At 72.6% G+C, this 25,091-nt stretch carries 16 protein-coding genes; 7 read left to right on the plus strand and 9 right to left on the minus strand.

Annotated elements, in window-relative coordinates:
- Positions 1-99: 99 nt before the first annotated feature.
- On the plus strand, positions 100-2,490 hold the full coding sequence (gene treY, locus ACWCQK_RS03785) for a malto-oligosyltrehalose synthase (RefSeq protein WP_451151487.1): 2,391 nt from the start codon (positions 100-102) through the stop codon (positions 2,488-2,490).
- 363 nt (positions 2,491-2,853) lie between these two features.
- Entirely contained in the window at positions 2,854-4,104 is a 1,251-nt protein-coding gene (locus ACWCQK_RS03790) for a M14 family zinc carboxypeptidase (protein ID WP_451151489.1), read from the plus strand.
- Between the two features lie 49 nt (positions 4,105-4,153).
- Here ACWCQK_RS03790 and ACWCQK_RS03795 read toward each other — a convergent pair whose 3' ends face one another.
- Both ACWCQK_RS03795 and ACWCQK_RS03800 read right to left on the minus strand, forming a co-directional pair.
- Positions 4,154-5,476 (minus strand): M14 family zinc carboxypeptidase, encoded by a 1,323-nt coding sequence (locus ACWCQK_RS03795; RefSeq protein ID WP_451151491.1) that lies wholly within the window; start codon positions 5,474-5,476, stop codon positions 4,154-4,156.
- Between the two features lie 162 nt (positions 5,477-5,638).
- Positions 5,639-6,190: an FHA domain-containing protein gene (locus ACWCQK_RS03800; RefSeq protein ID WP_451151493.1), complete on the minus strand. Its 552-nt coding sequence runs from the start codon at positions 6,188-6,190 to the stop codon at positions 5,639-5,641.
- A 173-nt stretch (positions 6,191-6,363) separates the two neighbouring features.
- On the opposite strand from ACWCQK_RS03800, the gene treZ reads away from it, so the two are divergent.
- Entirely contained in the window at positions 6,364-8,109 is a 1,746-nt protein-coding gene (gene treZ / locus ACWCQK_RS03805) for a malto-oligosyltrehalose trehalohydrolase (RefSeq protein ID WP_451151495.1), read from the plus strand.
- Between the two features lie 63 nt (positions 8,110-8,172).
- Here treZ and ACWCQK_RS03810 read toward each other — a convergent pair whose 3' ends face one another.
- Together ACWCQK_RS03810 and ACWCQK_RS03815 are read right to left on the minus strand one after the other, a co-directional pair.
- A complete protein-coding gene (locus ACWCQK_RS03810; RefSeq protein WP_451151497.1) occupies positions 8,173-9,213 on the minus strand; it encodes an aminoglycoside phosphotransferase family protein in 1,041 nt (346 codons plus the stop codon).
- Positions 9,214-9,333: 120 nt separating this feature from the next.
- Entirely contained in the window at positions 9,334-10,461 is a 1,128-nt protein-coding gene (locus ACWCQK_RS03815; RefSeq protein ID WP_451151499.1) for an aminopeptidase P family protein, read from the minus strand.
- 302 nt (positions 10,462-10,763) lie between these two features.
- On the opposite strand from ACWCQK_RS03815, the gene ACWCQK_RS03820 reads away from it, so the two are divergent.
- Positions 10,764-11,519 (plus strand): phosphodiesterase, encoded by a 756-nt coding sequence (locus ACWCQK_RS03820; RefSeq protein WP_451151501.1) that lies wholly within the window; start codon positions 10,764-10,766, stop codon positions 11,517-11,519.
- Here ACWCQK_RS03820 and ACWCQK_RS03825 read toward each other — a convergent pair.
- The 3 genes from ACWCQK_RS03825 to ACWCQK_RS03835 all read right to left on the minus strand — a co-directional run bounded on the left by ACWCQK_RS03825 (position 11,512) and on the right by ACWCQK_RS03835 (position 16,711).
- The gene (locus tag ACWCQK_RS03825) at positions 11,512-12,111 is read right to left on the minus strand and encodes a PDZ domain-containing protein (RefSeq protein WP_451151503.1); all 600 of its coding nucleotides are present in this window, start codon (positions 12,109-12,111) and stop codon (positions 11,512-11,514) included. The two genes, ACWCQK_RS03820 and ACWCQK_RS03825, sit on opposite strands and share 8 nt — an antisense overlap.
- A gap of 188 nt (positions 12,112-12,299) precedes the next feature.
- A complete protein-coding gene (locus tag ACWCQK_RS03830) occupies positions 12,300-15,824 on the minus strand; it encodes a phosphodiester glycosidase family protein (RefSeq protein WP_451151505.1) in 3,525 nt (1,174 codons plus the stop codon).
- Between the two features lie 476 nt (positions 15,825-16,300).
- Positions 16,301-16,711 (minus strand): Fur family transcriptional regulator, encoded by a 411-nt coding sequence (locus ACWCQK_RS03835; RefSeq protein ID WP_451151507.1) that lies wholly within the window; start codon positions 16,709-16,711, stop codon positions 16,301-16,303.
- Positions 16,712-17,015: 304 nt separating this feature from the next.
- Here ACWCQK_RS03835 and katG point away from each other — a divergent pair, with 304 nt between their 5' ends.
- Positions 17,016-19,244, plus strand: coding sequence for a catalase/peroxidase HPI (gene katG, locus ACWCQK_RS03840; protein WP_451151509.1), 2,229 nt, complete (start codon positions 17,016-17,018; stop codon positions 19,242-19,244).
- A 188-nt stretch (positions 19,245-19,432) separates the two neighbouring features.
- Here katG and cyc2 read toward each other — a convergent pair whose 3' ends face one another.
- Positions 19,433-21,592, minus strand: a complete 2,160-nt coding sequence (cyc2, locus tag ACWCQK_RS03845; RefSeq protein WP_451151511.1) for a germacradienol/geosmin synthase Cyc2 — start codon at positions 21,590-21,592, stop codon at positions 19,433-19,435.
- 156 nt (positions 21,593-21,748) lie between these two features.
- Between cyc2 and ACWCQK_RS03850 the strand changes: the two genes are divergently transcribed.
- Entirely contained in the window at positions 21,749-22,570 is an 822-nt protein-coding gene (locus ACWCQK_RS03850) for an alpha/beta fold hydrolase (RefSeq protein WP_451151513.1), read from the plus strand.
- A 71-nt stretch (positions 22,571-22,641) separates the two neighbouring features.
- On the plus strand, positions 22,642-23,904 hold the full coding sequence (locus tag ACWCQK_RS03855) for a cytochrome P450 (protein WP_451151515.1): 1,263 nt from the start codon (positions 22,642-22,644) through the stop codon (positions 23,902-23,904).
- Between the two features lie 7 nt (positions 23,905-23,911).
- Here ACWCQK_RS03855 and ACWCQK_RS03860 read toward each other — a convergent pair whose 3' ends face one another.
- Positions 23,912-25,090 (minus strand): damage-control phosphatase ARMT1 family protein, encoded by a 1,179-nt coding sequence (locus ACWCQK_RS03860; protein ID WP_451151517.1) that lies wholly within the window; start codon positions 25,088-25,090, stop codon positions 23,912-23,914.
- Between the last annotated feature and the right edge of the window lies 1 nt (position 25,091).

A 25,091-nucleotide genomic window follows, 5' to 3' on the forward strand; every position in this document is an offset into this window, starting at 1 on the left:
CGCGGCCCGCGGGCCGCGGCGCACCGCGGGCGGTGGCGTACGGGCGGAGGTGGGCGCGCGGATGACACGAAAGGCGGCGGGGCGGGTACGTAGGTCTGCATGACACCTGAGCGACCTGACCCGACGGTGCCCACCGCCACCTACCGGTTGCAGTTGCAGCCAGAGTTCCCGTTCGCGGCCGCGGCGGCGGCCCTGCCGTACCTGGCCTCGCTCGGCGTCTCGCACGTGCATCTGTCCCCCGTCCTGGAGGCCGTACCGGGCTCGGCGCACGGCTACGACGTCGTGGACCACGCGCGCGTACGGGACGAACTGGGCGGCGAGGAGGGGCTGCGCGCGCTGTCGCGCACCGCGCGCGAGCACGGGCTCGGCCTGGTGGTGGACATCGTGCCGAACCACATGGCGATGGCCCCGCGGCACAACCGCGCCCTGTGGGAGGTGCTGCGGGAGGGACCGAAGTCGGCGTACGCGCGCTGGTTCGACATCGACTGGGACGCGCAGGGCGGCCAGGTGCTGCTGCCGGTGCTGGGAGGCCCGCTCGGCTCGGAACTCGAACACCTGTCGGTCGACGGCGACGTGCTGCGCTACTACGACCACGTCCTGCCGCTGCGCGAGGGCACCGCCGAGCTGCCCTTGCCGCGGCTCCTCGAAGCCCAGTGGTACCGGCCGGTGTGGTGGCGGCTGGCCCGGACCGAGCTGAACTACCGGCGCTTCTTCAGCATCTCGGAGCTCATCGGGGTCCGGGTCGAGGACCCGGAGGTGTTCGACGCCACCCACGCCAAGACCCTCCAGCTGCTGCGCGAGGGCGTGATCGACGGCCTGCGGATCGACCATCCCGACGGCCTCGCCGACCCCGACGCCTATCTGCGGCGGCTGCACGAGGCGACCGGGGGCCGCTGGACGGTCGTGGAGAAGATCCTCGCGGACGGGGAGCCGCTGCCCGCCTCCTGGCCGGTCGCGGGCACCACCGGCTACGACGCCCTGCGGCACGTCGACGGCGTCCTCACGGATCCGGCCGGGGCCGGGGAACTCCTCGGGCACTACCGGCGGTTCGCGGCCCCGCAGACGGACCGGGGCGGCGACTGGGCGGCGACGGTACGGCGGGCGGCGTACCGGGTGCTCTCGCACGAACTGGCCGCCGAGGTCGACCGGCTGACCCGGGTGGCGGACCGCCTGTGCGCGACCTCACCGGACCTGGCACTGCGCGACCGCGCGCCCTGGGCACTGCGCACGGCGTTGCAGGAGCTGCTCGTCCGCATGGAGGTCTACCGCCCCTACACCTCGGGGGACGCGGCCGCCGTCGTCACCGAGGAGGCCGCGGCCGAGGCCCGGCTCGCCTTCGTCGTCCCGGAGGAGGCCGCCGCGGTCGATGTCGTACGGGGCCTGCTGCTCGGACGGCACGGGGACGGGGACGGCCATACGGAGTTCCGTACGCGGTTCGCGCAGACGGCGTCCGCGCTGCGCGCCAAGTCCGTGGAGGACACCGCGTTCTACCGCTATGTGCCGCTGCTGTCGGCGACCGAGGTCGGCGGGAACCCGGCGCGTCCGGCCGTCTCCCCGGCGGACTTCCACGCCTACTGCGCGCGCGTGCAGCGCGACTGGCCGCTCGGCGGGACCGTCGTGTCGACCCACGACACCAAGCGCAGTGCCGACGTCCGGGCGGCCCTGGCCGTGCTCACCGAGTGCCCCGAGCGGTGGGCCGACGTGCTGGCCGAGGTGACCCGGGACGGTGACGGCGTGCCCGACGCGCAGCTGGCGTGGGCGGCCTGGCAGACGGCGTTCGGGCTCGGCCGCGCGGCGCCGCGGCGCGTCCAGGAGGCGCTGCTGAAGCATGTGCGCGAGGCCGGCCTGTACACCAGCTGGACGGAGCAGGAGCCGCCGTACGAGGAGACGGTGGCGCGGTTCGTCGCGGCGGGACCCTGCGGGGCGCCGGGCGAGCGGGTGGCCGCCTTCCGGGACTCGCTGGAGCCGCACATCCGGGCGAACGTGCTCGGGACGGCCCTGGTCCAGCTGACGATGCCCGGTGTGCCCGACCTGTACCAGGGCACCGAGGCCGAGTACCGGGCGCTGGTCGACCCGGACAACCGGCGGCCGGCGCGGTTCCCGCCGCGGGACCCCGGCGACAAGGGCCGGGTGACGACGGCCGCGCTGCGGCTGCGCGGGCGACGCCCCGCCGCCTTCGGGGACGCGGCGGCGTACGCGCCCCTGACCGCCGAGGGACCGGCCGCGCCGCACTGTCTGGCGTTCGCACGCTCCGGGACGGTCGTCACGGCCGTGACCCGTCTCTCGCTGCGGCTGGCGGGCGCGGGCGGCTGGCAGGACACCCGGCTGCCGCTGCCGCCGGGGCGCTGGGCCGATGTGCTGCACCCGGGGCGGGAGTTCGAGGGGCACGCGCGCGTGGCGGAGCTCCTGGCGCCGCTGCCGGTGGCCCTGCTGGAACGGGTCGACGCGGACGGGCCGTCCGGGGACACGGCAGGCACCGGCGACGCGTGACACCCGACTGCCGGCGACAGCTCCCGGCCACATGACAGTCGCCGTGCGCCCAGCAGTCGCCCCCGTGCCCAGGAGCCACCGTGCCCCGCGCGCGCCCGCGTGCGCTCCCGGGGCGCTGTTCACCGGGCCGGCGCACGGGAACGAGCCGCGGCGCGGGGTGCGCGCCGGGCGCCGTCGCACCGCGCTGAGCGGCGGATACCGTGCCGGGCCCGGACGGCCCCGGCCCCCCTGCCGGCGCCCGGCCCCCTGCCTGCCGGCGGTGAACGCCCCTGGGCGCCCCCTGGAGCCTCTCCCCAGATGTCCTTGACAGTTCACAGAGTCCATGGGGTACTGCGGTTGCGAAGCAGGGCGGACCAAACGGGGGTGAGTCTCCTGCCGGAGCAGCGTTACCCCAGCGTTCCCGAAATGGTCATGTACGCAAGGGCGTTGGCCGCTCGGCGACCCGGCCTGTGCAAGCTGCGGCAGGTGGGCCTCTCACGGGCGGGCCGGCCGTTGCGCCTGCTGTCCGTGGGGCACGCGCGCCGCGCCGTCCTCGTCGTCGCCGGCGCCCACGCGAACGAACCGGCCGGCGGCTCGACTCTCCTCTCCCTCGCCGAACGGATCATGGAGGAGCGGGAGTTGCGGGCCGACACCTCCTGGCACTTCCTGCTGTGCGCGGACCCGGACGGAGCCAGCCTGCATGTGACCCCGGCTCCGCGCAGCCTGTTCGACTACCACCTCGGATTCTTCCGTCCCGCGGGCCCGGAGCAGCCGGAGTGGTCGCCGTCCGTGCTGCCGCCGGACCGGCTGCCGCCCGAGACCCGTGCCCTGACCGGCGTCATCGACGAGCTGCGCCCCTATCTCCAGGTCACCCTGCACGGCACCGACCTGGGTGGCAGCTGGGTACAGCTGACGAAGGACATCCCCGGTCTGGCGGAGCCGTTCGCCAAGTCCGCGGCGGAGCTGCACATCCCGGTGGAGACGGGCGCCTCCGACGCCGCGGGCTGGCCCGCGAGCGGCCCCGGGGTGCATGTGATGCCCGCGCCCGGCGCGGACGCCGCGTACCCGAGCATGCCGGACGACGCACGGCACAGCACCTGGTACCACGCCCACCGGTACGGCGGGCTGACCGCGGTCGTCGAGGTACCGATGTGGGCCAGCGACCTGGTGGACGACCGCGCGCCACACCCGGCTCCCGCCGCCGCGATAGGACGCCTCGCGCAACGGCTGCGCCGCGACACCCTGGAGGTGGAGCGGATCCTCACCGACGCCCTGCCACGCCTGGAGGGCGTCGACGGGCCCCTGCTGCGGGCCGCCGGCTGGGTGCTGGAGCTGGTGCCGGGGCTGGCCGACGACTGGATCCGCACGCCCCCGGCCGACACCACGATGGCGTACGTCGGCAGCGTCGACGCGTTCGCCCGGCGGCTGCCGCTGCGGGCGGCGGCGATGCTGCTGCGGGTCCTCCAGGAGAGCGGCGACCGCGCGGCACCGCGGCTGGAACGGCTGGTGGCGACCTGGAGCAATGCCTTCGCCGCCCGCTTCCGCGCCCGCTGGGTCCCCCTGGAACACCAGGTCGAACACCAGTCCCGTACCGCCGTCGCGGCCGCCCTCCACGCACGCGACCAGGCCGCGTGAGGCGCGACCGTCACACCGGACACGCCCACGACCAGGTACGGCGCGAGGGTCATTCGAGCGGCATCGGCACGGCTGTCTCCGTGCGCAGACCCCGGTCGCCCGGCGGTGCGTCCTCGTGCGGGTGGCCCGTGGCCAGTTCGAACGCGGCGAGCACCACCCGGGACTGGTACTCCACCTGGCGCCCGACCGGGATCCAGCGCGCCCCGCAGCCGTCGCGGTAGTCGGCGCACCACTCGTCGATGAGCCGGTCCAGGTCCGGCAGCGCGTCGGCCGGATCGCGGCCGGCGTGGCGCACGAGCTGGTGCAGCAGTCCCGCCGTGCGCAGCGCGAGGCGCCGTCCGGCGATGCGCAGGGCGGCGAGGTGGGCACAGTGCAGGGGCGGCAGCGGACGACCGGAATCACCGGTGTCGGGATCCCACGCGTCGGCCAGGCCGGGGCAGACCAGTAAATAGTCGTCAACCGGCGCGAGCAGGCGCGCCACGTCCGGCGCGTCGTCGAGGTGCGGCCGGATCCGGCCGAGGAGCCGCTCCAGGAGCCCGGTGTCGTGCCGCAGGACGCGGCTCACCGTGCGCAGCGCCTCGTCCGGGTCGGCGGGCGGGGAACCGTCCTCCACGGCCGCCACCCCCCACATGGGGGCCTCGACGACCGCGGTGACCGTGCCGTGCCGGTGCGGATGGAACCAGGTGGACTCGACGGCGGCCTCGGTGATGGCCGCGGCGAGGTCGCCCCGGCGCGGGGGCGGGATCCGGTAGACGGCGGGACCCAGGCTGGGCCAGTACAGGGTGTCGTAGGGCCCGAGTTCGCGCGGGATGCCGAGCCGGGCCGCGGTGTGGGCGACGCGCCCGGCGAGCCCCGGCAGGTCACGGGTCAGCTCGACGAAGCCGCCGCCGACGTCGACGCCGTGCAGGGAGCACTGGAAGAAAGGTTTCAGTTCGTCCTGGAGGTCGAGCAGGGCCCGCGTCTCCGGGAGAGTGACGGCGTCCGCGCCGTCGGGCAGCCACTCGGGCTGTTCGAGGAAACCGGGACGGAAGAAGTTCCGGAAGTAGTTCTCGAGGGTGTACGGGCCGGGCAGCCAGCCCTCGTTGCGGCGCAGGCCGTCCGGGTCGAGGCACAGCAGCAGGTTCCAGGTCGCGTCGGCACCGTCGGCGAGCCGGGGGTCGGCCAGGACGCGTTCGGCCAGCCGCAGGGCGGTGGCGCCGCCCACGGGTTCGTTCGCGTGCGGGCCGGCGACCACCAGGGCCTGCCGGGTGCCGTGTCCGACGGACAGCAGCCACAGCGGTGTTCCCGCGCGTGAGGTCCCGATCCGGCGCAGCCGGGCGTCCTGGGGGCGCGCGGCGACCAGTGCCGCCGCCCGGGTGCCCAGTTCGTCCACGGTCGGATAGCGGAGGAGTGGCGGCAGGGCACACCTCCACGAGTGGTGCCGTCGGTTCACCTGATGTGCATGGTGTACGCACAGTCAGTCATGGCTCGCCGAGTACGTCAACACCGCGGTACGCGAGGGAATGCGGCCGCGCGCGGGCCGACGCGGAGCCGTTCAGTCCGCGGCGAGGCGGAACGCGATGCTCCCGAAGCCGATCTGGTCGCCCTCGCGGACCACGGCCGCGCCGATCACCCGGCGCCCGTTCACCGTCGTGCCGTTGGTCGAGCCGAGGTCGCGCAGGACCCACAGGCCGCCCTGGCGGCTGAGTTCGGCGTGCACACGCGAGACGGTCTCGTGGGTGAGCCGCAGTCCGCTGGCCGGGTCCCGGCCTATCCGCAGCGCGTGACCGGCGCCCGGGTGCGGCAGCAGCAGCTTGGGCAGCTTCTCGGCCAGCCAGGCCCGGCGCAGCCGTACGGAGAAACCCGAGACCGCCTCGACGGTGCCGAACACCACGCGCGCGAAGCGGCTCTCGGTGGCGAGGTCGGCGGTGAGCACGGCGAGTTCGTCGGACCGGCGGGCGGCCAGCGCCAGTTCCATGCGCCGGATGAACGTGTCGTGGGACAGACGGCCCATGGCGACGCCGTCGTGCAGCACCTTCAGCGCCCGGTCGCGCTCCGCGTCGGACAACCGCGCGGGGTACGTGTGGAACTCGAAAGACGACGTCACGCTCGTGATTGTCGGTCAGTGAACCCCGGGTGTCCAGAAGACACGGAAACGGTCTTCACGCGCGCGTACCTTACGACACCCGCCGCAAAAGGACGCTTTCACGGGCGGATTGATCGCGTTTGCAGGACCATGGTCGGGCTACATCACGGTCAGCAGACGAAGGGGAACCGTCCGTGCAGTTCGAGGTGTGGGCACCGCAGGCCGACCGGATCACGCTCCATTGCGAGGGCGTCACGCGCGCGTTGGAGCGCGATCCGACGCGGGTCGGCTGGTGGAGCGGTGTGGCGGAGGCGGAGGACGGCACGCGGTACGGGTTCGCGGTGGACGACGGCCCCGTGCTGCCCGATCCGCGCTCGCGGCGGCAGCCGGACGGACCGGACGGCCCGAGCGCGGTCGTCGATCACGGGCGTCACGTCTGGCGCGCCGAGTGGGCGGGCCGGCCGTTGCCCGGAGCGGTGCTGTACGAGCTGCACGTGGGCACGTACACGCCCGAGGGCACCCTCGACGCGGCCGCCGAGCGACTCGGCCATCTGGTGGAACTGGGCATCACCCACGTCGAGTTGATGCCCCTGTGTCCCTTCCCGGGCCGACACGGCTGGGGGTACGAGGGGGTCTCGCTGTGGGCGGTGCACGAGCCGTACGGCGGCCCCGCGGCGCTGCGGCGCTTCGTGGACCGGGCGCATGAGCTGGGCCTCGGTGTGGTGCTCGACGTGGTGCACAACCACCTGGGCCCCTCCGGCAATCATCTGCCCGCGTTCGGCCCGTACTTCACCGACACGCACCACACCCCCTGGGGTGTCGCGGTCAACCTCGACGCGCCCGGCTCGGACGAGGTGCGCGCGTTCCTGCTGGGCAGCGCGCTGGCGTGGCTGCGGGACTACCGGATCGACGGGCTGCGCCTCGACGCGGTGCACGCGCTGGCGGACACGCGCGCGTGCCACTTCCTGGAGGAGCTGTCGCGGGCCGTGGACACCCTCGCCGCCGAGACGGGCCGCCCGCTGTTCCTGATCGCCGAGTCGGACCTCAACGACCCGCGGCTGATCTCCGCGCGCGCGGAGAACGGTCTCGGCCTGCACGCCCAGTGGAGCGACGACTTCCACCACGCGCTGCACACCGCGCTGACCGGTGAGTCCCAGGGCTACTACGCGGACTTCGCGCGCGCCCCCCTCGCGGCGCTCGCCAAGACCCTCATGGGCGGCTACTTCCACGACGGTACGTACTCGAGTTTCCGGGGCCGGCGTCACGGCCGCGTCCTGGACCGCAGCCGGGTGGCCGGACACCGGCTCGTCGGCTACAGCCAGACCCACGACCAGGTCGGCAACCGCGCCCAGGGCGACCGGCTCGCCGCCACCCTCTCCCCCGGGCTGCTGGCCTGCGCGGCCACGCTGACGCTGACGGCTCCGTTCACGCCGATGCTGTTCATGGGCGAGGAGTGGGCCGCGGGCACGCCCTGGCAGTTCTTCACCGACCACACCGATCCGGAGCTCGCGGACGCCGTACGCCGGGGCAGGCGCCGGGAGTTCACCGCGCACGGCTGGGCCGAGGAGGACGTACCGGATCCGCAGGACCCGGCGACCCGCGACCGCTCCTGTCTGGACTGGTCCGAGCCGGAGCGCGAGCCGCACGCGCGCGTACTGGACTGGTACCGCCGCCTCCTCGCGCTGCGGCACGCCCAGCCCGACCTCACCGATCCCGATCTCGCCGACACGAAGGTGGCGTACGACGAGGGGAGCCGCTGGCTGGCCTTCCGCCGTGGTGACGTACGGGTGGCGGTGAACCTCGGCAAGGAGCCCGCGGCGATCCCCCTGGGCACCCGTCCGTCCCGGGTGCTCGCCGCCTGGGAACCGGTCGAGAAGCCGGGCGCGGACGGGGTGCTGCTGGTGCCCGGGGAGTCGTGCGTGGTGCTGGAACAGAGCTGAGGGCGGGCTCGGCACGACGGGGGCGGACCCTGCGGCGGGAAGGCCGTCGACCGGGGCCGTCGGCTACAGGTCGTCCCCCTCGTCGTCCGGGTCCTCCTCCCGGCTCTCCGTCACCCGTTCCAGCAGGATCGCCTCCCAGGCGCGGTGCAGCCGGGTCCGCAGCAGCGGCAGCGGGCTGTCGTCGCGGCCCTCCAGGCGCTCGGCGAGCCGGATGACCGTGTCACAACGGGCGAGCCACAGGCCGCGCAGACACGGCCGGGCGCCGTAGCCGGCGAGGGTGGCGGCGCGTACGGCGGCGGGGGCCCCGACGGCGAGCGCGAGCCCGGCGATGTCCTCCGCGGGGTCGCCGACGATCGCGTCGGTCCAGTCCAGGACGCCGCGCACCCGGCCGTCCGCGCCGACCACGAGGTGCTCGCCCCTGAGGCCGTGGTGGACGAGGACGGCCACACCGGGCTGGGCGACGAGCCGGGCCGCGCCGGACGGGGTGAACCGGTGCAGCGGGGTGGGATCGAACTCGTCGGCCGCGCCCAGGAGTTCCGCGGCCGGGACGGCCATCCGGCGCAGCGCCTCCAGGGAACGCGGGGCGGTACGCGGCACACCGAGCGTCTCGGCCTGCCGGGCGGGCACCTCGCGCAGCCCGGTGAGCAGTCCGGCCAGGTCGGCCTCCCCCACGGCGGACACGTCGTGTTCCTCCGCCGAGCCGCCGGGCAGCTTGGTGTCGAGCGTGTAGGCGAGTCCGGGCGCCCAGTCGCCGCGTGCCACGCTCGTCGGGACGGCGACGGGGACATGGGGCCGGACCAGTTCGCGCAGCCGCAGTTCACGGCGTCGGCGGGTGGTCGCCTCGCGGTCGGTGGCGAGCCGCAGCACGTGGTGAGCGCCGACCCACCACGTGGTGTGCGCGCCGCCCTCGGTGACGGGGCGCACGTCGGGTCCGGCGACGGCGTCGTCCGGGCCCGCCCCGCCGCCGTCACCCGCCTTGTCCGCCCTGTCCTTTCCGCCCGCCGTCCTGCCTGCCGTGCCGGAGAGGTCCCGGTCGCCCTCCTTGGTCAGGGAGCGGATCAGTCGGCGGACGGTGTCCGCGGTGGGTGTCGGTGCCTGGGTCATGGGCCGCGCCGTCGCTCGGGGTGTCGTCTCGGAGTGGGGGCTCGTGGACGTCGTGGAGATCGTGGGGATCCTGGAGATCGGCGATCGTGGGGATCCTCGGGACCTTTCGGGATCGCGTCGTCAGTCCACTATGACCATCTCGCGGGTCGTGTCGTTGAGGCGGCGGCCGCCGTCCTCGGTCACGGCCACGATGTCCTCGATGCGCACCCCGAAGCGGCCGGGCAGATAGACCCCGGGTTCGACGGAGAAGCACATGCCGGGGACGAGGGGCTGCTCCTCGCCCTCGATCATGTACGGCGGCTCGTGGGTGGTGACGCCGATGCCGTGGCCGGTGCGGTGGATGAAGTACGGGCCGTACCCGGCGTCCTCGATGACCTTGCGGGCGGCCCGGTCGACCTCCTGGCAGGCGACGCCGGGCCGCACGGCCGAAAAGCCCGCCTCCTGGGCCGCGCGCACGAGGTCGTGGACCGTCCGTTCCTCGTCCGTCGGCTCGCCCACGTGGACCGTGCGGCTGGTGTCGGAGCCGTAACCGTCCTTGAGGCCGCCGAAGTCGAGCACCACCATGTCGCCGCTACCGATGACACGGTCACCCACCTCGTGGTGCGGGTTGGCGCCGTTCGGGCCGGAGGCGACGATGGTGAAGTCCACCTGGGAGTGTCCGAAGCGCCGCAGCAGGCCGGCCAGGTCGGCGGCGACGTCGGACTCCCGGCGGCCGGCGAAGCGGACGTCGCGGATCTCCTCGAAGGCCTGGTCCGCGGCGGCGCCCGCGGCCGCCAGCAGTTCCAGCTCCGCCGCGTCCTTGACGGCGCGCAGCATCGGCAGGGCGTCGGTGAGGGAGGCGTAGGAGGTGCCGGGCAGCGCTCGCTGGAGGGCGAGCAGGTGCATCGCCCAGGCGTTGTCGCTGACCCCGAACCGGCCGGAGGCGTCGAGCAGGGCGGCGGTGACGGCGTAGGGGTCCTTGCCGTCGGTCCAGTCGCGCAGGGTCAGGACGGGGGCGCCTACGGCCTTGGCCGCGTCGGGGGCCTCCAGCGTCGGGACGACGAGGACCGGGTCCTGGCCGGCGGCGAGGACCAGCAGCGTGAGCCGTTCGGTGGCGGCGGGCGGCGCGTAGCCGGTGAGCCAGACGAGGTCCGGACCCGGGGCCACCAGAAGCCCGGCCAGTCCGCGGTCGGCGGCGGCGCGCGCGGCACGGTCCATCCGGGTCCTGTAGTCGTCGGCGGTGAAGAGCGCGGCCGTACTGCCGGACATCCGGGCCTCCCTGGGCGGGCGAAGAGGAACTACGGGCAGCATCCTGCCCGGCCGGAGGGGCCCGCGCGAGCCGGTCTGCGGAGCCGGACGGGCACATCGCGCCGACCGCGGCCGGGAACGGAGCGGGACTGACGGGGGTGTCGGCCGTCGTTGCCCCGCGGCAGCCGCCGGGAAAGGAACGGGACTCACGGGGGTGTCGGCCTTCACCGCCCCGCGGCCATGGGCGTACGAGGATTGATCAGCCGTCAGATCTAATGGTTAAATTCCCTCTATCCATTACTGGACAGGGGAGGGTGACGACCGTGCTGGTACTCGCACACATCAGCGATCTGCATCTGGACGGCAGCGCTCGCGCGACGGAGCGGGCCCGGCGGGTGCGCGACCGGCTGTGGAGCCTGCCGGGCCGGGTGGACGCACTGCTGGTCACCGGGGACATCGCGGACCACGGCACGGAGGCGGAGTACGAGGAGGCGGCCGGACTGCTCGGGCCGCGGACCGCCGACGCGCCGTTCCCGGTCCTGACCTGTCCGGGAAACCACGACAGCCGCGCCCCGTACCGCAAGGCGCTGCTGGGACTGCCCCCGGCCGACGGGCCGGTCAACAGCGCGCACGTCTTCGACGGCGGCGCCGTACTGATGTGCGACTCCAGTGTCCCGGGGAGCGACGAGGGAGCCCTGGACGAGGAGACGTACGCCTGGATCGAGGCGACGCTCGACGACCTCGGCGGCGACCTGCCGGTCCTGCTCGCCTTCCACCATCCGCCGGTGGCGCTGCACCACCCGCTGCCCGACTCCTACCGGCTGGACGACCCCGCGGCGCTGGCGGCGCTGGTGGGGCGCAGGCCCGAGATCGCCGGCTTCGTCACCGGGCACGCGCACACCGGGGCCGCCACCTCCTTCGCCGGCCGGCCGCTGGTCGTCGGCCCCGGGGTGACCTGGACGCTGCGGCTGCCCTGGGAGGGCGAGCAGGTCGCGGACCGGGACGCGCCGGTCGGGCTGGCCTTTCACGTGCTGGACGACGAGGGACGGCTCACCAGCCACTTCCGGACGGTCACGTGACGATCCCCGGGACGGCCGTCAACTGCTGGTAGCCACCGCCGCGGTGGCGGAGCGTCAGTGTGATCTCCGCGCCGGGTCGGGCCAGGGCGACGGCGCGCGCGAGGTCGGCGGCCGAGTCGACCCGGGTCCGGCCGAAGGCGAGGAGGACATCGCCGCGGACCAGCCCCGCCGTGTAGCCCGGCCCGGGGACATGGACACCGACGACCAGCGCGCCGGCCTTCTCGGCGTCCACCACCTCCACACCGAGGGTCGCGCCGGGCCCGTACGGCGAAGGGGACGGCGCCGGGGACGGGACGGCTCCCGGGCGGCCCGGGGCGGACCCGATACCGGGCGCTCCCGGACCGTGCCGTTGTGCCGCCTGCCGCTGGAGTTCCGCGAGCTCTCTCATGCCGATCACCGTGGCCCCCACGGTGCCGAGCCCCACCCCGGACAGCACCAGCACGGTCCCGACGAGCAGGCCGGACAACAGGGTCGCGAGCCGTCGGCCACGGCGTCGCGCGGCATGCGGACGCCGGGACCGGCCGCCCGACCTCGCGGCGCCCGGCGGCTCCTGGCCGGGCATCGGCTTGGGACGCAACGCAGTCTGTTCCATGGATCGCCTCCGGCTGATGCTCTACCCGGAGCACCGGCACGGCACGAGACACGAACGAGTGAGACTGCGCGGGGAACGGGAGGCATCCGCTTCCTCGATCGGGAAAACATGGCGGCGATACGCGGCGGGGCGGCCGGCAGCTCCGTGAGGAGTGCCGACCGCCCCTGTTCAGAACGCGGTTCGGACCGTCAGTCCTTGTCCGCCTTCGAAACCAGCAGGTTGACCTTGCTGGTGATGCCGCCCGTGGTCACCGAGATCGTCGTGGTGCCGGGCTTGAGCGCCGTCAGCGCCCCGGTCACCGGGTCGATCTTGGCGACCTTCTTGTTGGAGCTCGCCCAGACGTGGGACATCGGGTCGGCCACCGGCATCGTCGGCGGCTCGTTGATGTCGTTGCCGTTGGCGTTCACGGCGGTGGCCGTGAACTGCTTCGCCTGACCGGCCACCATGGTGTCGGTGCGCGGAGCGGCCGCGTCGGAGCCGGCGGTGCCCTGGTCGATGGTCATCGACTTGAGCATGGCCTGGACCGAGTACTGGACCGTTCCGTCCCGGTTGACGTGGAACAGCGCGAAGTGGAAGAGACCGCCCCTGTCGGCGGCCACGTACGGCCGCGTGCCGATGTCGGCGATCGTGAACTGCGGGATGCCCAGCTTCGCGTCCGCCTCGTTGCCCAGCGGGTCGATGAGCTGGTTGGCGAAGCCGCGCGAGTGGCCGTACATCAGCACCACGCGCTGGTTCGGGTGCGACAGCCGGTAGTCCTGGATCAGCTGGAGGTACTGCTGCGCCTCCCAGCGGTTCGAGAACTGGTTCGACTTGTTCGGCGCGTGGTCGTAGGCGGGCATGTGCACACCGACGAACACCACGGGGGTGGTCGCCTTGTCCAGCTGCTGCGCCAGCCACGGGTACTGCGGCTCCGCGGGCTGCTGGAACTTGTCGGAGACCGCGATCGAGCCGCTGGAGTTGTCGAGGCCGATGAACGTCGCCTGGCCCTGCTTGAACGAGAAGTGCGTGTTCTGCTGGAAGACGTCGTAGAAGTTGGTGTTCTGCGGGATGGTGCCCTGGCTCACCTCGTGGTTGCCGACCACGTCGTACAACGGCAGGCCGAACCGCTCCCACTGGGCCTTCGCGTAGGAGAGGTCGTCCTTGGTGCCGGTGTCGGCGATGTCACCGAGGCTCAGCGCGACGTCCGGACGGGCCTGCACCGGCAGCGGTTCGACGGTCTGACCGGACGCGGTCTGGAACGGCTTGCCGGTCGTGCGGTTGACCATGCCGGCGATGTTCTTGACGCTCGTCGAGTCGGGGTTGGCCGCCACCAGGTGGCCGTCGTCGCCGATGATGAACGTCTGGCCGCCGGGCCGGAAGTCGGCCGGGTCCTGGGTGTACTGCAGCCAGGACGGGTTGTTCGGGTTGATCGCCTGGTAGGGCGTCTCCTGCGCGGGCGTGCCGACCGAGTACTGGAGCTTCATCCCCGCGAAGGTGAACTTGCCGACGTTGGCGCCGGTCGCGTTCTGGCCCACGAGGCTGATGTCCTGGATGGTCAGCGGGTAGGACGTGAAGACACCCCAGACCAGCTTCGCGCTGCGCTCGTTCCACCGGTTGTAGTCGGTCGGGGCCAGCTCGAGCCAGAGCCCCATCAGGTGCCCCTCGGGGTCTGAGACGTTGAGGACCATCCACGACTTCTGCGGGGCGGCGCTCTCGACCTTGAACTGGAAGCGCAGGCTCTGCGGCACCTGGCCGAGCTCGTTCTTGTCGGCCTTGACACCGGCGCCGTTGTTCGGGACGACCCGCACCCGGTGCTGCTTGGTGTCGTTCGGGAACGAGTACGCCACCTGCAGCGCCCGCGCCTGGCCGGAACCCGGCGGCACGTCGGTGGTCTCGGCGAAGCGGTCGGCGGGCACCGTGACGGCGCCACCGTCCGCGCGCATCTGCCACTCCGCGGCGTTGTCGGCGGTGAGCAGCGGCTTGATGACCGAGCCGATGCTCAGCACCGCGGTCGCCGTGCGGCCGCCGGCGGCGGCGGTGAGGCGGACCTCGCCACTGCCCGTGGCGGCCGCGGTGAACACTCCGGTGGCCGCGTCGATCCTGCCCAGGTCGCTACGGTCGAGCGTCCAGGTCACCGACTCCGGTGCGACGGTGACCGCCGGGGACTTGCCGTTCGTGCCCTGCGCCGTGAACTTCTGCGAGGCGTTGTTGGCCAGGCCCTGCTGTGCGGGGGAGACGCTCAGCCGGTCGAACGCCGCCGACACGGTCAGCTTCACGTGGGCGGTCTTGCGACCCGCGCGCACGGTCAACTTGCCGGAACCGGCCGAGCCGGCCTTGAAGACGCCGTTCGCCCAGGTGCCCAGGCTGCTGGGCTCGGCCGTGACGAAGACCGGGTCGCTGGTGGGGTTCCCGGCGCGGTCCGTCGCGAACGCCTTGACCTTCGAGACGACGCCCTCGGCCGTCGACAGCGCGGCACCGTCGTTGACGAACGCCTTCCTCGCCGGTCCGGCCGTGGTCGAGGTGGAGTACACGAACAGGCCGTTGGCGACCGGCCGCTCCGAGAGGTCGGAGGGCGTGTTGGCCAGCGTGGCCTGCGTGTCGCCCGGGCGGCGCACCGCCATGGCGGTCGACCCGCCGCCGTCGAGCAGGACCGCGTCCCGTACGCCGACCGACCGCATGTAGGAGGCCACCTGCTGCCAGCCCACGCCGAGCGCGACGCCGGCCGCCTTCTGGCCGTCGAACGTCGCCATGACCAGGTGGCCGTCGGCGGTGCTGCCGATCACCGATTCCGGGTGCAGGCCGCTGGGCATCTGGTTGACCGGGTCCTGGAAGACCGCGCCGTCCTTGAGGATGCGGCCCGGGCCCTGGATCATTTCCTGGATGTCGTTGTTCGGGCTGATCCGGTGCGTCGTGGTCACGACCGAGCCGACCTTGACGTTCTGCTGGATCCACTGGCCGCTCGCGCTGGCCGCGTCCCCGCCGACCAGGCCGTACTGCCGGCCCGAGACCGAGTCACCGGTGGTCACGCTCGTGATCCGGATCGTCGCGCCCTGGTCGTCGGAGGTGCCCAGCGCGACGACCTTGCCGCCGCCGAACCAGGTCTTCGCGACGTCGCCCAGCCGCGGCGTGATCTGCGTGATGCCGTCACCGGACGCGTCGGTCAGCCGGTTCACCGAGCTGAGCGGACGGCTCGCGCCGCCGTCGACGGCGACAGAACCGCTGAAGACCTGGTTCCCGTACGCGACGGAACCGTCGCGCAGCACCGAGATCGTGCCCTCGTGGTTCGACGTCGGGCTCTTCCAGATCTCACCGCCGACGATCTCGCCGTCGTTCGCCTGACCGGAGGCGTTGATCTGGAAGTAGCCGCCGTTGATCCCGGCCACCGCTCCGGTACGCACCGCCATCGACGTGGTCGTCTCGTCGAGCGGGTCGACCACGGCGTCGTGCGAGACCACCACGCCGAGCCGCACGTTCGCGTCCCGGGTGTCCGCGGACACGAGGTTGACCGGCACCCGGCCGTCGATCGCGTCGACCGCGCCGCCCGAGTAGGTGACCCCCTTCGTCACCGACACCGGCTTGGTCATCGTGTGCTGAGTGATCGTCGACCAGGAGTCGAGCTGCTGGGGGAGCCACGAGGCGCTGTCGGCGGAGGCGGAGACGGCCGGCGTGGACGTACCTGTCAGAACGAGTGCGAGTGCGGCGACGCCGGTCGCCAACGTCCCGCGACGTCTCACCGAATGACCCGGTGAGACGTCACGATGTCTTATCAAAGTGAACATGGTCGACAGTGAACGTTCAGCCACTGAATGCGACGGTTCATCGGATTGAGGAAAGATCATCATTTGGATGAACGTCGAACCACGTTCGTGGTCAGCCACCCTTCCGGGCTCGCTGACGGTCATGCTCCGTGGGGCATGGGGATCTGACGAACGGCCAGTGGGCACGGCTTGAAACGATCGCCGCCGCAGGCCCCCGAGCCGGTCCGACCGCAGGCGTGGACACGGCGGCGCCGGCAGGGGTCACGGGCACACCGCCGGGGCGGCGAAAGGGAGATACGGCATCAACCGCCCCGAGCGACACCGGGCCAGCGCCGCGAGAAGCGATACCGGGCCACCGCCACGAGATCCGACGCACTCGCCGTCGGCCACGAGGCGGCCGTGCCGGTCGCCGCGTCAACGAGCGGCCGTGACCCACGCTTTCGCGACGAACCCTAGGCGCAGGAAGGGCACAGCCCCCGGTAGGTGACCTCGACCTCGGACACCACGAAGCCGAACCGCTCCATCGCGGGGAGGTCGGCCAGCAGGTCGCCCGTCGGGTGGACGTCCCGGATGGTGCCGCAGCTGGAGCAGACGAGGTGCTGGTGGGGGTGGTGGGCGTTGGGGTCGTAGCGCTTGGCGCGGCCGTCGGTGGCGACCTCTATGACCTCACCGAGCAACACCATCTCGCCCAGGGTGTTGTAGACGGTCGCCCGGGAGATCTCGGGCAGCCGCCGGGCCGCGCGGGCGTGCACCTCGTCGGCCGTGAGGTGCACGTGGTCGCCGTCGAGGACCTCCGCAACGACACGCCGCTGGGAGGTCATCCGCCAGCCACGTCCTCGCAGTCGCTCCAGCAGGTCACTCATATCGGTTTCACCTTTTCAGGTTCGGTGGGTCACCGGATTTTACCAGTGGGCATCCGGGTTCCTATCGGATATGGGTTTGGCATGCTTCTTGACTAAGACTCTGTCCATCGTAGGATCGGATCCGGCGCCAGCCAAGGGACAGGGAGACTCCGGTACGACGGGAGACGAGGTGGTGAGTGTGGGGCTGCCCGCCACGGCCTTACCCGCGCCTCTCCGTCCCATCGGGTCCTGCCCCCCACGCTGTTCCACCACACGCAGCGGCACCCGAGCACCGTGATCCGCCCCGTCCGGAAGAAGGATTCCCATGTCCGAGAACCACGACGCAATCGTCACCGACGCGAAATCGGAGGGCGCGGGTGGTTGCCCGGTCGCGCACGGACGCGCCGCGCACCCGACGCAGGGTGGCGACAACCGCCAGTGGTGGCCGCATCGCCTCAACCTGAAGATCCTGGCCAAGAACCCCGCGGTGGCGAACCCGCTGGGTGAGGACTTCGACTACGCCGAGGCGTTCGGCAACCTCGACCTGGCGGCCGTGAAGCGGGACATCGCCGAGGTGCTGACGACCTCGCAGGACTGGTGGCCGGCCGACTTCGGCAACTACGGCCCGCTCATGATCCGGATGGCCTGGCACAGCGCGGGCACCTACCGGATCAGCGACGGCCGCGGCGGCGCCGGCGCCGGACAGCAGCGCTTCGCCCCGCTGAACAGCTGGCCGGACAACGGCAACCTCGACAAGGCCCGCCGTCTGCTGTGGCCGGTCAAGAAGAAGTACGGCCAGAACATCTCGTGGGCCGACCTCATGATCCTGACCGGCAACGTCGCCCTGGAGACGATGGGCTTCAAGACGTTCGGCTTCGCCGGCGGCCGCGCCGACGTGTGGGAGCCCGACGAGGACGTGTACTGGGGCCCCGAGACCACCTGGCTCGACGACCAGCGCTACACCGGCGACCGCCAGCTGGAGAACCCGCTCGGCGCCGTCCAGATGGGCCTCATCTACGTCAACCCGGAGGGCCCCAACGGCAACCCGGACCCGCTGGCCGCGGCCCGCGACATCCGTGAGACGTTCCACCGGATGGCGATGAACGACGAGGAGACCGTCGCCCTGATCGCGGGCGGTCACACCTTCGGCAAGACCCACGGCGCGGGCCCGGCGGACAGCGTCGGCGACGACCCCGAGGCCGCCTCCATCGAGCAGCAGGGTCTCGGCTGGAAGAACTCCTTCGGCACCGGCAAGGGCGCCGACGCGATCACCAGCGGCCTCGAGGTCACCTGGACCGCCACGCCGACCCAGTGGGGCAACGGCTTCTTCGAGAACCTCTTCGGCTACGAGTGGGAGCTGACGACGAGCCCGGCCGGCGCCCACCAGTGGGTGGCGAAGGACGGGGCCGGCGCGGGCACCATCCCGCACGCCCACGACGCGTCGAAGAGCCTGGCCCCGACGATGCTGACCACCGACCTCTCGCTCCGCCTCGACCCGGCCTACGAGCAGATCTCGCGCCGCTTCAAGGACAACCCCGAGGAGTTCGCTGACGCCTTCGCGCGCGCGTGGTTCAAGCTGACCCACCGTGACATGGGCCCGCTCGTGCGCTACCTCGGCCCCGAGGTCCCGTCCGAGGTGCTGATCTGGCAGGACCCGATCCCCGCGGTCACCCACGAACTGGTCGGCGCCGAGGACATCGACGCCCTCAAGGAGCGGATCCTCGCCTCCGGTCTGACGGTGTCGCAGCTCGTCTCCGCCGCGTGGGCGTCGGCCTCGTCGTTCCGGGGCAGCGACAAGCGCGGTGGCGCCAACGGCGCACGCGTCCGGCTCCAGCCGCAGAGCGGCTGGGAGGTCAACGGGCCGGACGAGCTGGCGACCGTGCTGCGCACCCTGGAAGGCATCCAGGAGTCCTTCAACGCCTCCCTGTCCGGCGGCAAGGAGATCTCCCTCGCCGACCTGATCGTGCTCGCCGGTGCCGTGGGCGTCGAGAAGGCCGCCAAGGACGGCGGCTTCGACATCGAGGTGCCCTTCACGCCGGGTCGCGCGGACGCGTCGCAGGAGCAGACGGACGTGGAGTCGTTCGCCGCGCTGGAGCCGACCGCCGACGGGTTCCGCAACTACTACGGCAAGGGCAACCGGCTGCCGGCCGAGTACCTGCTGGTCGACCGGGCGAACCTGCTGACCCTGAGCGCGCCCGAGATGACCGTCCTCGTCGGTGGCCTGCGGGTCCTGGGCGCGAACCACCAGCAGTCCTCGCAGGGCGTTCTCACCTCCACGCCCGGCACGCTGACCAACGACTTCTTCGCCAACCTGCTCGACATGGACACGACGTGGACGGCGACGTCCGAGGACGCTCACACGTTCGAGGGCCGCGACGCCTCGGGTCAGGTCAAGTGGACCGGCAGCCGGGCCGACCTGGTCTTCGGGTCCAACTCCGAGCTGCGCGCGCTCGCGGAGGTCTACGCGAGCGACGACGCGAAGGAGAAGTTCGTGAACGACTTCGTCGCGGCCTGGGCGAAGGTCATGGACCTCGACCGGTTCGACCTCGTCTGATCGCTCGATCGCGCGATCCCCTGATCGTCTCCTCCGATCACCTCGCCTGACGCGCGAAGGCCGGGTGGGCCCGCACGGGCCCACCCGGCCTTCCTCGTTCCCGAAGGCCGGTGCGAAGGGCGGCGCGAAGACCGGCGCCAAGGCCGCCGCAGGGCCCACCGGGGAGAGCGCGCGGCGGGTGCGCGGTCTCAGCGCAGGATCGGCGTGGGAGCGGGCGCGCGGTCCGGGACGAACCGGTGTGCCCGGCTCGCCAGATGCGCGGACTTGTAGCGGTCGACGGACCGGTGCCAGTTCAGGATGCCCGCCATCCAGTTCCGGAGGTCGCCCACGTAGTCCCGCATGACCTGCCGCGCCTCCTGCGACAGCCCGAAGTCGTCGTACAGGACGGGCAGTTCGTGCGCGGTGACGTGTTCGAACTGCTCCATGCGCCGGTTCAGCAGGTCACCGACCACGCGCACGGCGCTCGGGTAGTCGCAGCCGAAGAAGTTCCGCACGACGAGGACGGCGTTGTGGATCTCGCCCTCGTACTCGATCTCCTTCTGGTAGGAGAAGACGTCGTTGACGAGGCAGGCGTAGTCGACGGCGGCGTTCTCCAGGGAGCGGACCGGGCCGCTGCGGTACAGCTCCGGGGGGACGGCGGGACCGTGGCCCAGCCGGCACAGACTCAGCGTGAGGTCCGAGCCGAAGGTGGCGCGCCGCATCTCCAGGTAGTCGACGGGGTCGGGGACGCGGTTCTGGAGCTGGTTGGACAGTTCCCACACCCAGCTCTCGGTCATCACGTTCACCGAGTTCTTGAAGGTGGTCCGCGCCTCGGGGGTCATGCCGGCCGTGGTGTGCGCCCACAGCTCGAGCAGCCCGCGCTCCATGCCGTTGGCGGGGACCGGGACCGCCTCCCCCGCGACGGGCATGCAGGCGGACAGGCGCTGCGTGGTCAGCCGGGCGGCGGCCAGGTCGCGGCGGTGCCCGAAGACGAGGGGGTAGTAGTCGTCGCCGTACGTACCCCAGGCGAGCCACCGGGAGCTGAGGTCGAGGGCGTCGGCGGTCGCGTCCGGGTCGAGACCGGCGGCGCACAGCGGGAGGTCGGCCGCCGCGAGCTTGTCCTCGTCCCAGACACCCTCCTCCAGCATGCCCACGCGGTGCATCCACCCGGTCAGCCGCTGCCGGGCGCCGTCCAGGTGCGGGCTCAGCTCCACCTCGAACGGCATGTGGAAGTCGGGCAGCAGTGAGGGGCCCACCTTCTGGTGCGGCACATGGGAGTGGGCCCGCAGGCGTTCGGCGGCGGCGGAGGCGAGCAGCGCGCCGATGTCGAAGGCGGAGGTGCCGGGGCCGGCCGGACTCCGCCAGGGCGCCTCGGACACCGCGCCCTTGTTCATGTAGCGGCTGGAGCGCAGGTGCCACTCGTGGCCGCCGGACTGCCAGTCCTGAAGTCCCTTCGTGTACGCCGCCACCGCCGCCACCTCGCCCCCGGTGAGGCCTCGCTCCAGGGCGAGGGCGGGCACTTCGGTGAGGGCGGTGTGCTCGAACTGGTGCAGGCGGGAGGTGAGGATGTCGTTGACGGTGTCGGCGGCCTCCTGGGTGGTGCAGCCGAAGAAGGTCTCCAGGACCAGCACACCGTTGCTGAGCTCGCCCTCGTCCTCGACCTCGCGCTGGTAGGAGAACAGGTCGTTGCGCAGGTGCACGCCGTCGGAGAAGGTCTCCATCAGCACCCGCAGCGGCCTCGACCCGGCTACGGAGGCGGGTACTTCGGCGGTGGCGTACTCCACGAGCCCCGCCGACCAGGGCGCGCCGCCCACCTTGCGGCGCATCTCGATGTACTCGACCGGGTTGGCGATCCGCCCCTCGCCGATGTTGGACAGTTCCCACATCGACTCGTTCAGCAGGTGCTCGGTGGCGACGGCGAAGCGGCGCCGCCAGTCGGCCGACATCGACGGCACCGTGCGCGTCCACAGGTCGGCGAGCCCCGCCTCGACCGGGTTCCGCGGCTCCGGCACGGCGGCCGACAGGTCCAGCGGCATGAACAGCGGCAGCCGGTCCAGATGCGCCTTGGCCGCGGCCCGGTCCGGGGTGCGCTTGAACATGTCGAGGAAGTGGTCGTCGAAGAAGAACACCCACACGTACCAGTCGGTGATCAGCGACAGCGCGGGGCCGTCGCAGTCGGGGTGGGTGTAGGCGCAGAGCAGGCCGTAGTCGTGCGCGTCGAGGTCGGCCTGCTCCCAGATCCCGGATCCCTCCAGCATGCCCATCTCGCGGGCCCACGTGGTCGAGTGGGCGCGGGCCTCGTCCAGGTGCGGGTTCAGCCTCGCGGGGTACGGCATGTAGAAGTGCGGGAGTTCGAACGGCTGGGTCATGGCCGGGCCCTACCCGTGCCCCGCGACCCCCATCCGCCGGGCCGGACATGATCACACCATCGCGTGAATCAGGGCCGAACCGCCGGCTTCCACTCGTCGGTGCGCTTCGCCGTACGCGCTCTTGCCGAGCCCCCCGCCCCGGGCCACCGTGGTCGCATGACCTCCTTCCCGCTCCCCCATGAGCTGCACGGCGACGGCGCCCACAAGGTGTTCGCGGTGCACGGCTGGTTCGCCAACCGTTCCGCGTACGCGGCCGTGCTGCCGGACCTCGACCGTGTGAGCTTCCAGTACGCCCTGGTCGACCTGCGCGGCTACGGCCTGGCCAAGGAGGCGGTGGGCTCGTACACCACCGCCGAGGCGGCCCTGGACCTGGTGGCGCTGGCCGACCGGCTCGGCTGGGAGCGGTTCTCGGTGGTGGGGCACTCCATGGGCGGCACGGTCGGGCAACGGTTGCTCGCCGTGGCCCCGCACCGGCTGCGGCGGCTGGTGGGGGTCTCCCCGGTGCCCGCGTCGGGGATGGCCCTGCCGCCCGAGCAGTGGGCGCTGTTCGCGGACGCGGCGGACAGTCCGGCGAACCGGCGGGCCATCATCGACGTGACCACCGGCGGCCGGCGGCCCGCGGCCTGGCTGGACCGGATGGTCACCGGTTCGCTGGCCCGCAGCGACCGGAAGGCGTTCCGCGCCTGGCTGGACTCGTGGGCGGGCGAGGACTTCCACGACCAGGTGGAGGGCGCCACCGTGCCCGCGCTCGCCGTGGTCGGCGCCCTCGATCCGGCGCTCTCCGCCGACCTGCTGCGGCGGACCTGGCTGGCCTGGTACGCACGCGCGGAGCTGCGCGAACTCCCCTGCGCGGGCCATTACCCCATGGACGAGACCCCGTTGGAGCTGCTCCGGGTGGTGGAGGACTTCCTCCGGGCGGACGACGAGGACGAGCGGGCGGGCGAGGACCGGCGGGCGGTCCCGGACGGGCAGGCGTGAGCGCGCGCGAGGTACCCCCGCACGAGGTGTCCCCACATGAAGTGACCTCACATGAAGTGACTCCACGTGAAGTGGCCTCACGTGAAGTGCCGCCCGTCCCCGACGTCTTCGATCCCCGCGGGTACGCCGTCGGCGTGCCGTACGACGCCTACCGCGTCCTGCGCGACCACCACCCCGTGGCCTGGCAGCGGGAGCCGGAGGTGCTGGGGTGGCCCGCGGGACCCGGGTTCTGGGCGGTGACCCGGCACGCGGACGTGGTGCGGGTACTGAAGGACGCGACGACGTACTCCTCCTGTCTCGGCGCGACCCAGATCCGGGACCCGGATCCGGACGACCTGCCGTTCATCCGGCGCATGATGCTCAACCAGGACCCGCCCGCGCACGGGAGACCGCGCCGGCTGGTGAGCCGGGCGTTCACGCCCGGCCGCGTCGAGCGGTTCGCCGCGCTCGCCGGGCAGCGGGCCCACGACCTGCTGACCGGGGCGGTGGAGCGGGCCCGGGACGGGGACGGCACCGTCGACCTGGTCGACGCCGTCACCGACGACTACGCGCTGCTCAACCTCGCCGACCTGCTCGGCGTCCCGGAGAGCGACCGTGGGCTGCTGTTGCACTGGACGCGGCGCGTCATCGGCTACCAGGACCCGGACGAGGCCGCCGCCCCCGTCCGGGACGCGGACGGCCGACCGGTCGATCCGCGTTCACCCGCGATGCTGCGGGACATGTTCGCCTACGCGCGGCAGCTGGCCGCGTACAAGCGACAGCACCCGGCCGACGACGTGCTGACCACCCTGGCCCTCGACGGCGGCCTCGCCGACGGCGAGCTGGAGATGTTCTTCTTCCTGCTGACGGTGGCCGGCAACGACACCGTGCGCGGTGCCGCGCCGGGCGGGCTGCTGACACTGGCGGAACACCCGTCGGCATACGCGGAGCTGCGTGCGGGGAAGGTCGAACTCTCCTCGGCCGTGGACGAGTTGCTGCGCTGGCATCCGCCGGTGCTCACCTTCCGGCGTACGGCCCGGCAGGAAACGGAGCTGGCCGGCCGGCTGATCCGCGCCGGTGACAAGGTGGTCGTCTTCCACGCCTCCGCCAACCGCGACGAGCGTGTCTTCACCGACCCGGACCGGCTGGACCTGAGCCGGGCGCCGAATCCGCAGGTGTCCTTCGGCGACGGCCCGCATGTCTGTCTGGGCGCGCACTTCGCCCGGTTGCAGCTGCGGGTGCTCTACCGCGAGGCGCTGCGGCTGCTGCCCGCGCTGCGGACGGCCGGGCCGCCCGCCCGGCTGGTGTCGAACTTCATCAACGGCGTCAAGTCTCTCCCGATGGAGGTGGTCTGAGGCCGCATCACCCCGTGGCCTGGATCAGGGCGTGGGTCCCGCCCGTCCGCCAGCGCTGTCCCTCGGCGGCGACGAGCGCGTCCTCGGTCCGGGCGTCGAGGCCGGTGATCACGTCGGACTTCAGGGTGCGCAGGGCGGCGACCGGGCCGGGGAAGTAGGCGGTGACGTCCGGGAAGGGGGTGGTCGGCGGCCAGCGGCGATCACCCACCAGGCGGCGGTAGTTGAGATCGCCCTTGACGACGGTCAGTCCGGCCGCGCCGAACTCCTGGTACAGGTCGGCGGGCATCGCCTCGTACGGCAGGGGGGCGCAGGCGAAGGGGTGCGCGCGGATCTGGATCCGGCCGTCGGCCATCGCCTCCCGCACACGCCGTCCGTACCCGGCCGCCGCGCCCGGCGCCGCGACGAGCCGGCGCACCGCGTCGACCACGTCGGCGGTGGTGGCGTCGGAGACGTAGTACGGGTACGGCTTGATGTGCAGGACCGCCCGCGCCACCCGTCCCTGTTCGAGGAGTTCGGCGACGAGGAGCAGGTCGGGGATGAGTTCGCGGCCCGCGTTGTCGGCGACCAGGCAGAGGGTGCCGGTGCCGGAGGGCGGGAGCAGCGACCAGAGGGTCTCGCTGTCGTCGGCGACCAGGGCCGGGACGGTGTCCGCGGGGTGGCCGCCGGGTCCGGAGAGGCGGAAGCCGAGGTCCGCGCGGTTGCCCCAGAGCGAGCCGTGCAGCAGGGCCCTGGCCCGCTCGTCGGCCGGACGCTTCGCGAGGTCGTCGAGGGCGGCCAGTTCCGCGTCGGTCTCCGGGGCGTCGAGTTCGGTGAGCTTGGCGGCGCGGAAGGGGTCGATGCCCTGCCAGGCTCCGGGCGTGAAGTACTCGACGGCTTCGAGGAGTCGGCGGTAGAAGTAGCTCTCCGACCACAGCCACGGCACGTCGAACCAGGACCGGCCCGCGTACTCCCCGAGACCCCACGCCTGCCAGCTGTCCCGGTCGTGCGCCTCGGCGGGAAGCGGTTCCAGGACGCCCTCGGCACAGTTCACCAGCAGCGCGTCGAGCGCCCGGCCGACTCGGGGGCCGTAGGGGACGGCGTCCCGGACCTGCCGGATGATGGCCGGATGCCGCTCGGCGAGCACACTGTGCGGGAAGGAACCCGGTTCGTCACCGAGGATCACGGGCGGGGCGGGGGTGTCGGGCATG

Source organism: Streptomyces sp. NPDC002306 (assembly GCF_053593435.1).

Bases quoted from the DNA above. Each gene is read 5' to 3' on its own strand.
- treY (WP_451151487.1), top strand. From the start codon at position 100: ATGACACCTGAGCGACCTGACCCGACGGTGCCCACCGCCACCTACCGG.
- ACWCQK_RS03810 (WP_451151497.1), bottom strand. From the start codon at position 9,213: ATGACCCAGGCACCGACACCCACCGCGGACACCGTCCGCCGACTGATC.
- ACWCQK_RS03815 (WP_451151499.1), bottom strand. From the start codon at position 10,461: ATGTCCGGCAGTACGGCCGCGCTCTTCACCGCCGACGACTACAGGACC.
- ACWCQK_RS03825 (WP_451151503.1), bottom strand. From the start codon at position 12,111: ATGGAACAGACTGCGTTGCGTCCCAAGCCGATGCCCGGCCAGGAGCCG.
- ACWCQK_RS03835 (WP_451151507.1), bottom strand. From the start codon at position 16,711: ATGAGTGACCTGCTGGAGCGACTGCGAGGACGTGGCTGGCGGATGACC.
- katG (WP_451151509.1), top strand. From the start codon at position 17,016: ATGTCCGAGAACCACGACGCAATCGTCACCGACGCGAAATCGGAGGGC.
- cyc2 (WP_451151511.1), bottom strand. From the start codon at position 21,592: ATGACCCAGCCGTTCGAACTCCCGCACTTCTACATGCCGTACCCCGCG.
- ACWCQK_RS03850 (WP_451151513.1), top strand. From the start codon at position 21,749: ATGACCTCCTTCCCGCTCCCCCATGAGCTGCACGGCGACGGCGCCCAC.
- ACWCQK_RS03860 (WP_451151517.1), bottom strand. From the start codon at position 25,090: ATGCCCGACACCCCCGCCCCGCCCGTGATCCTCGGTGACGAACCGGGT.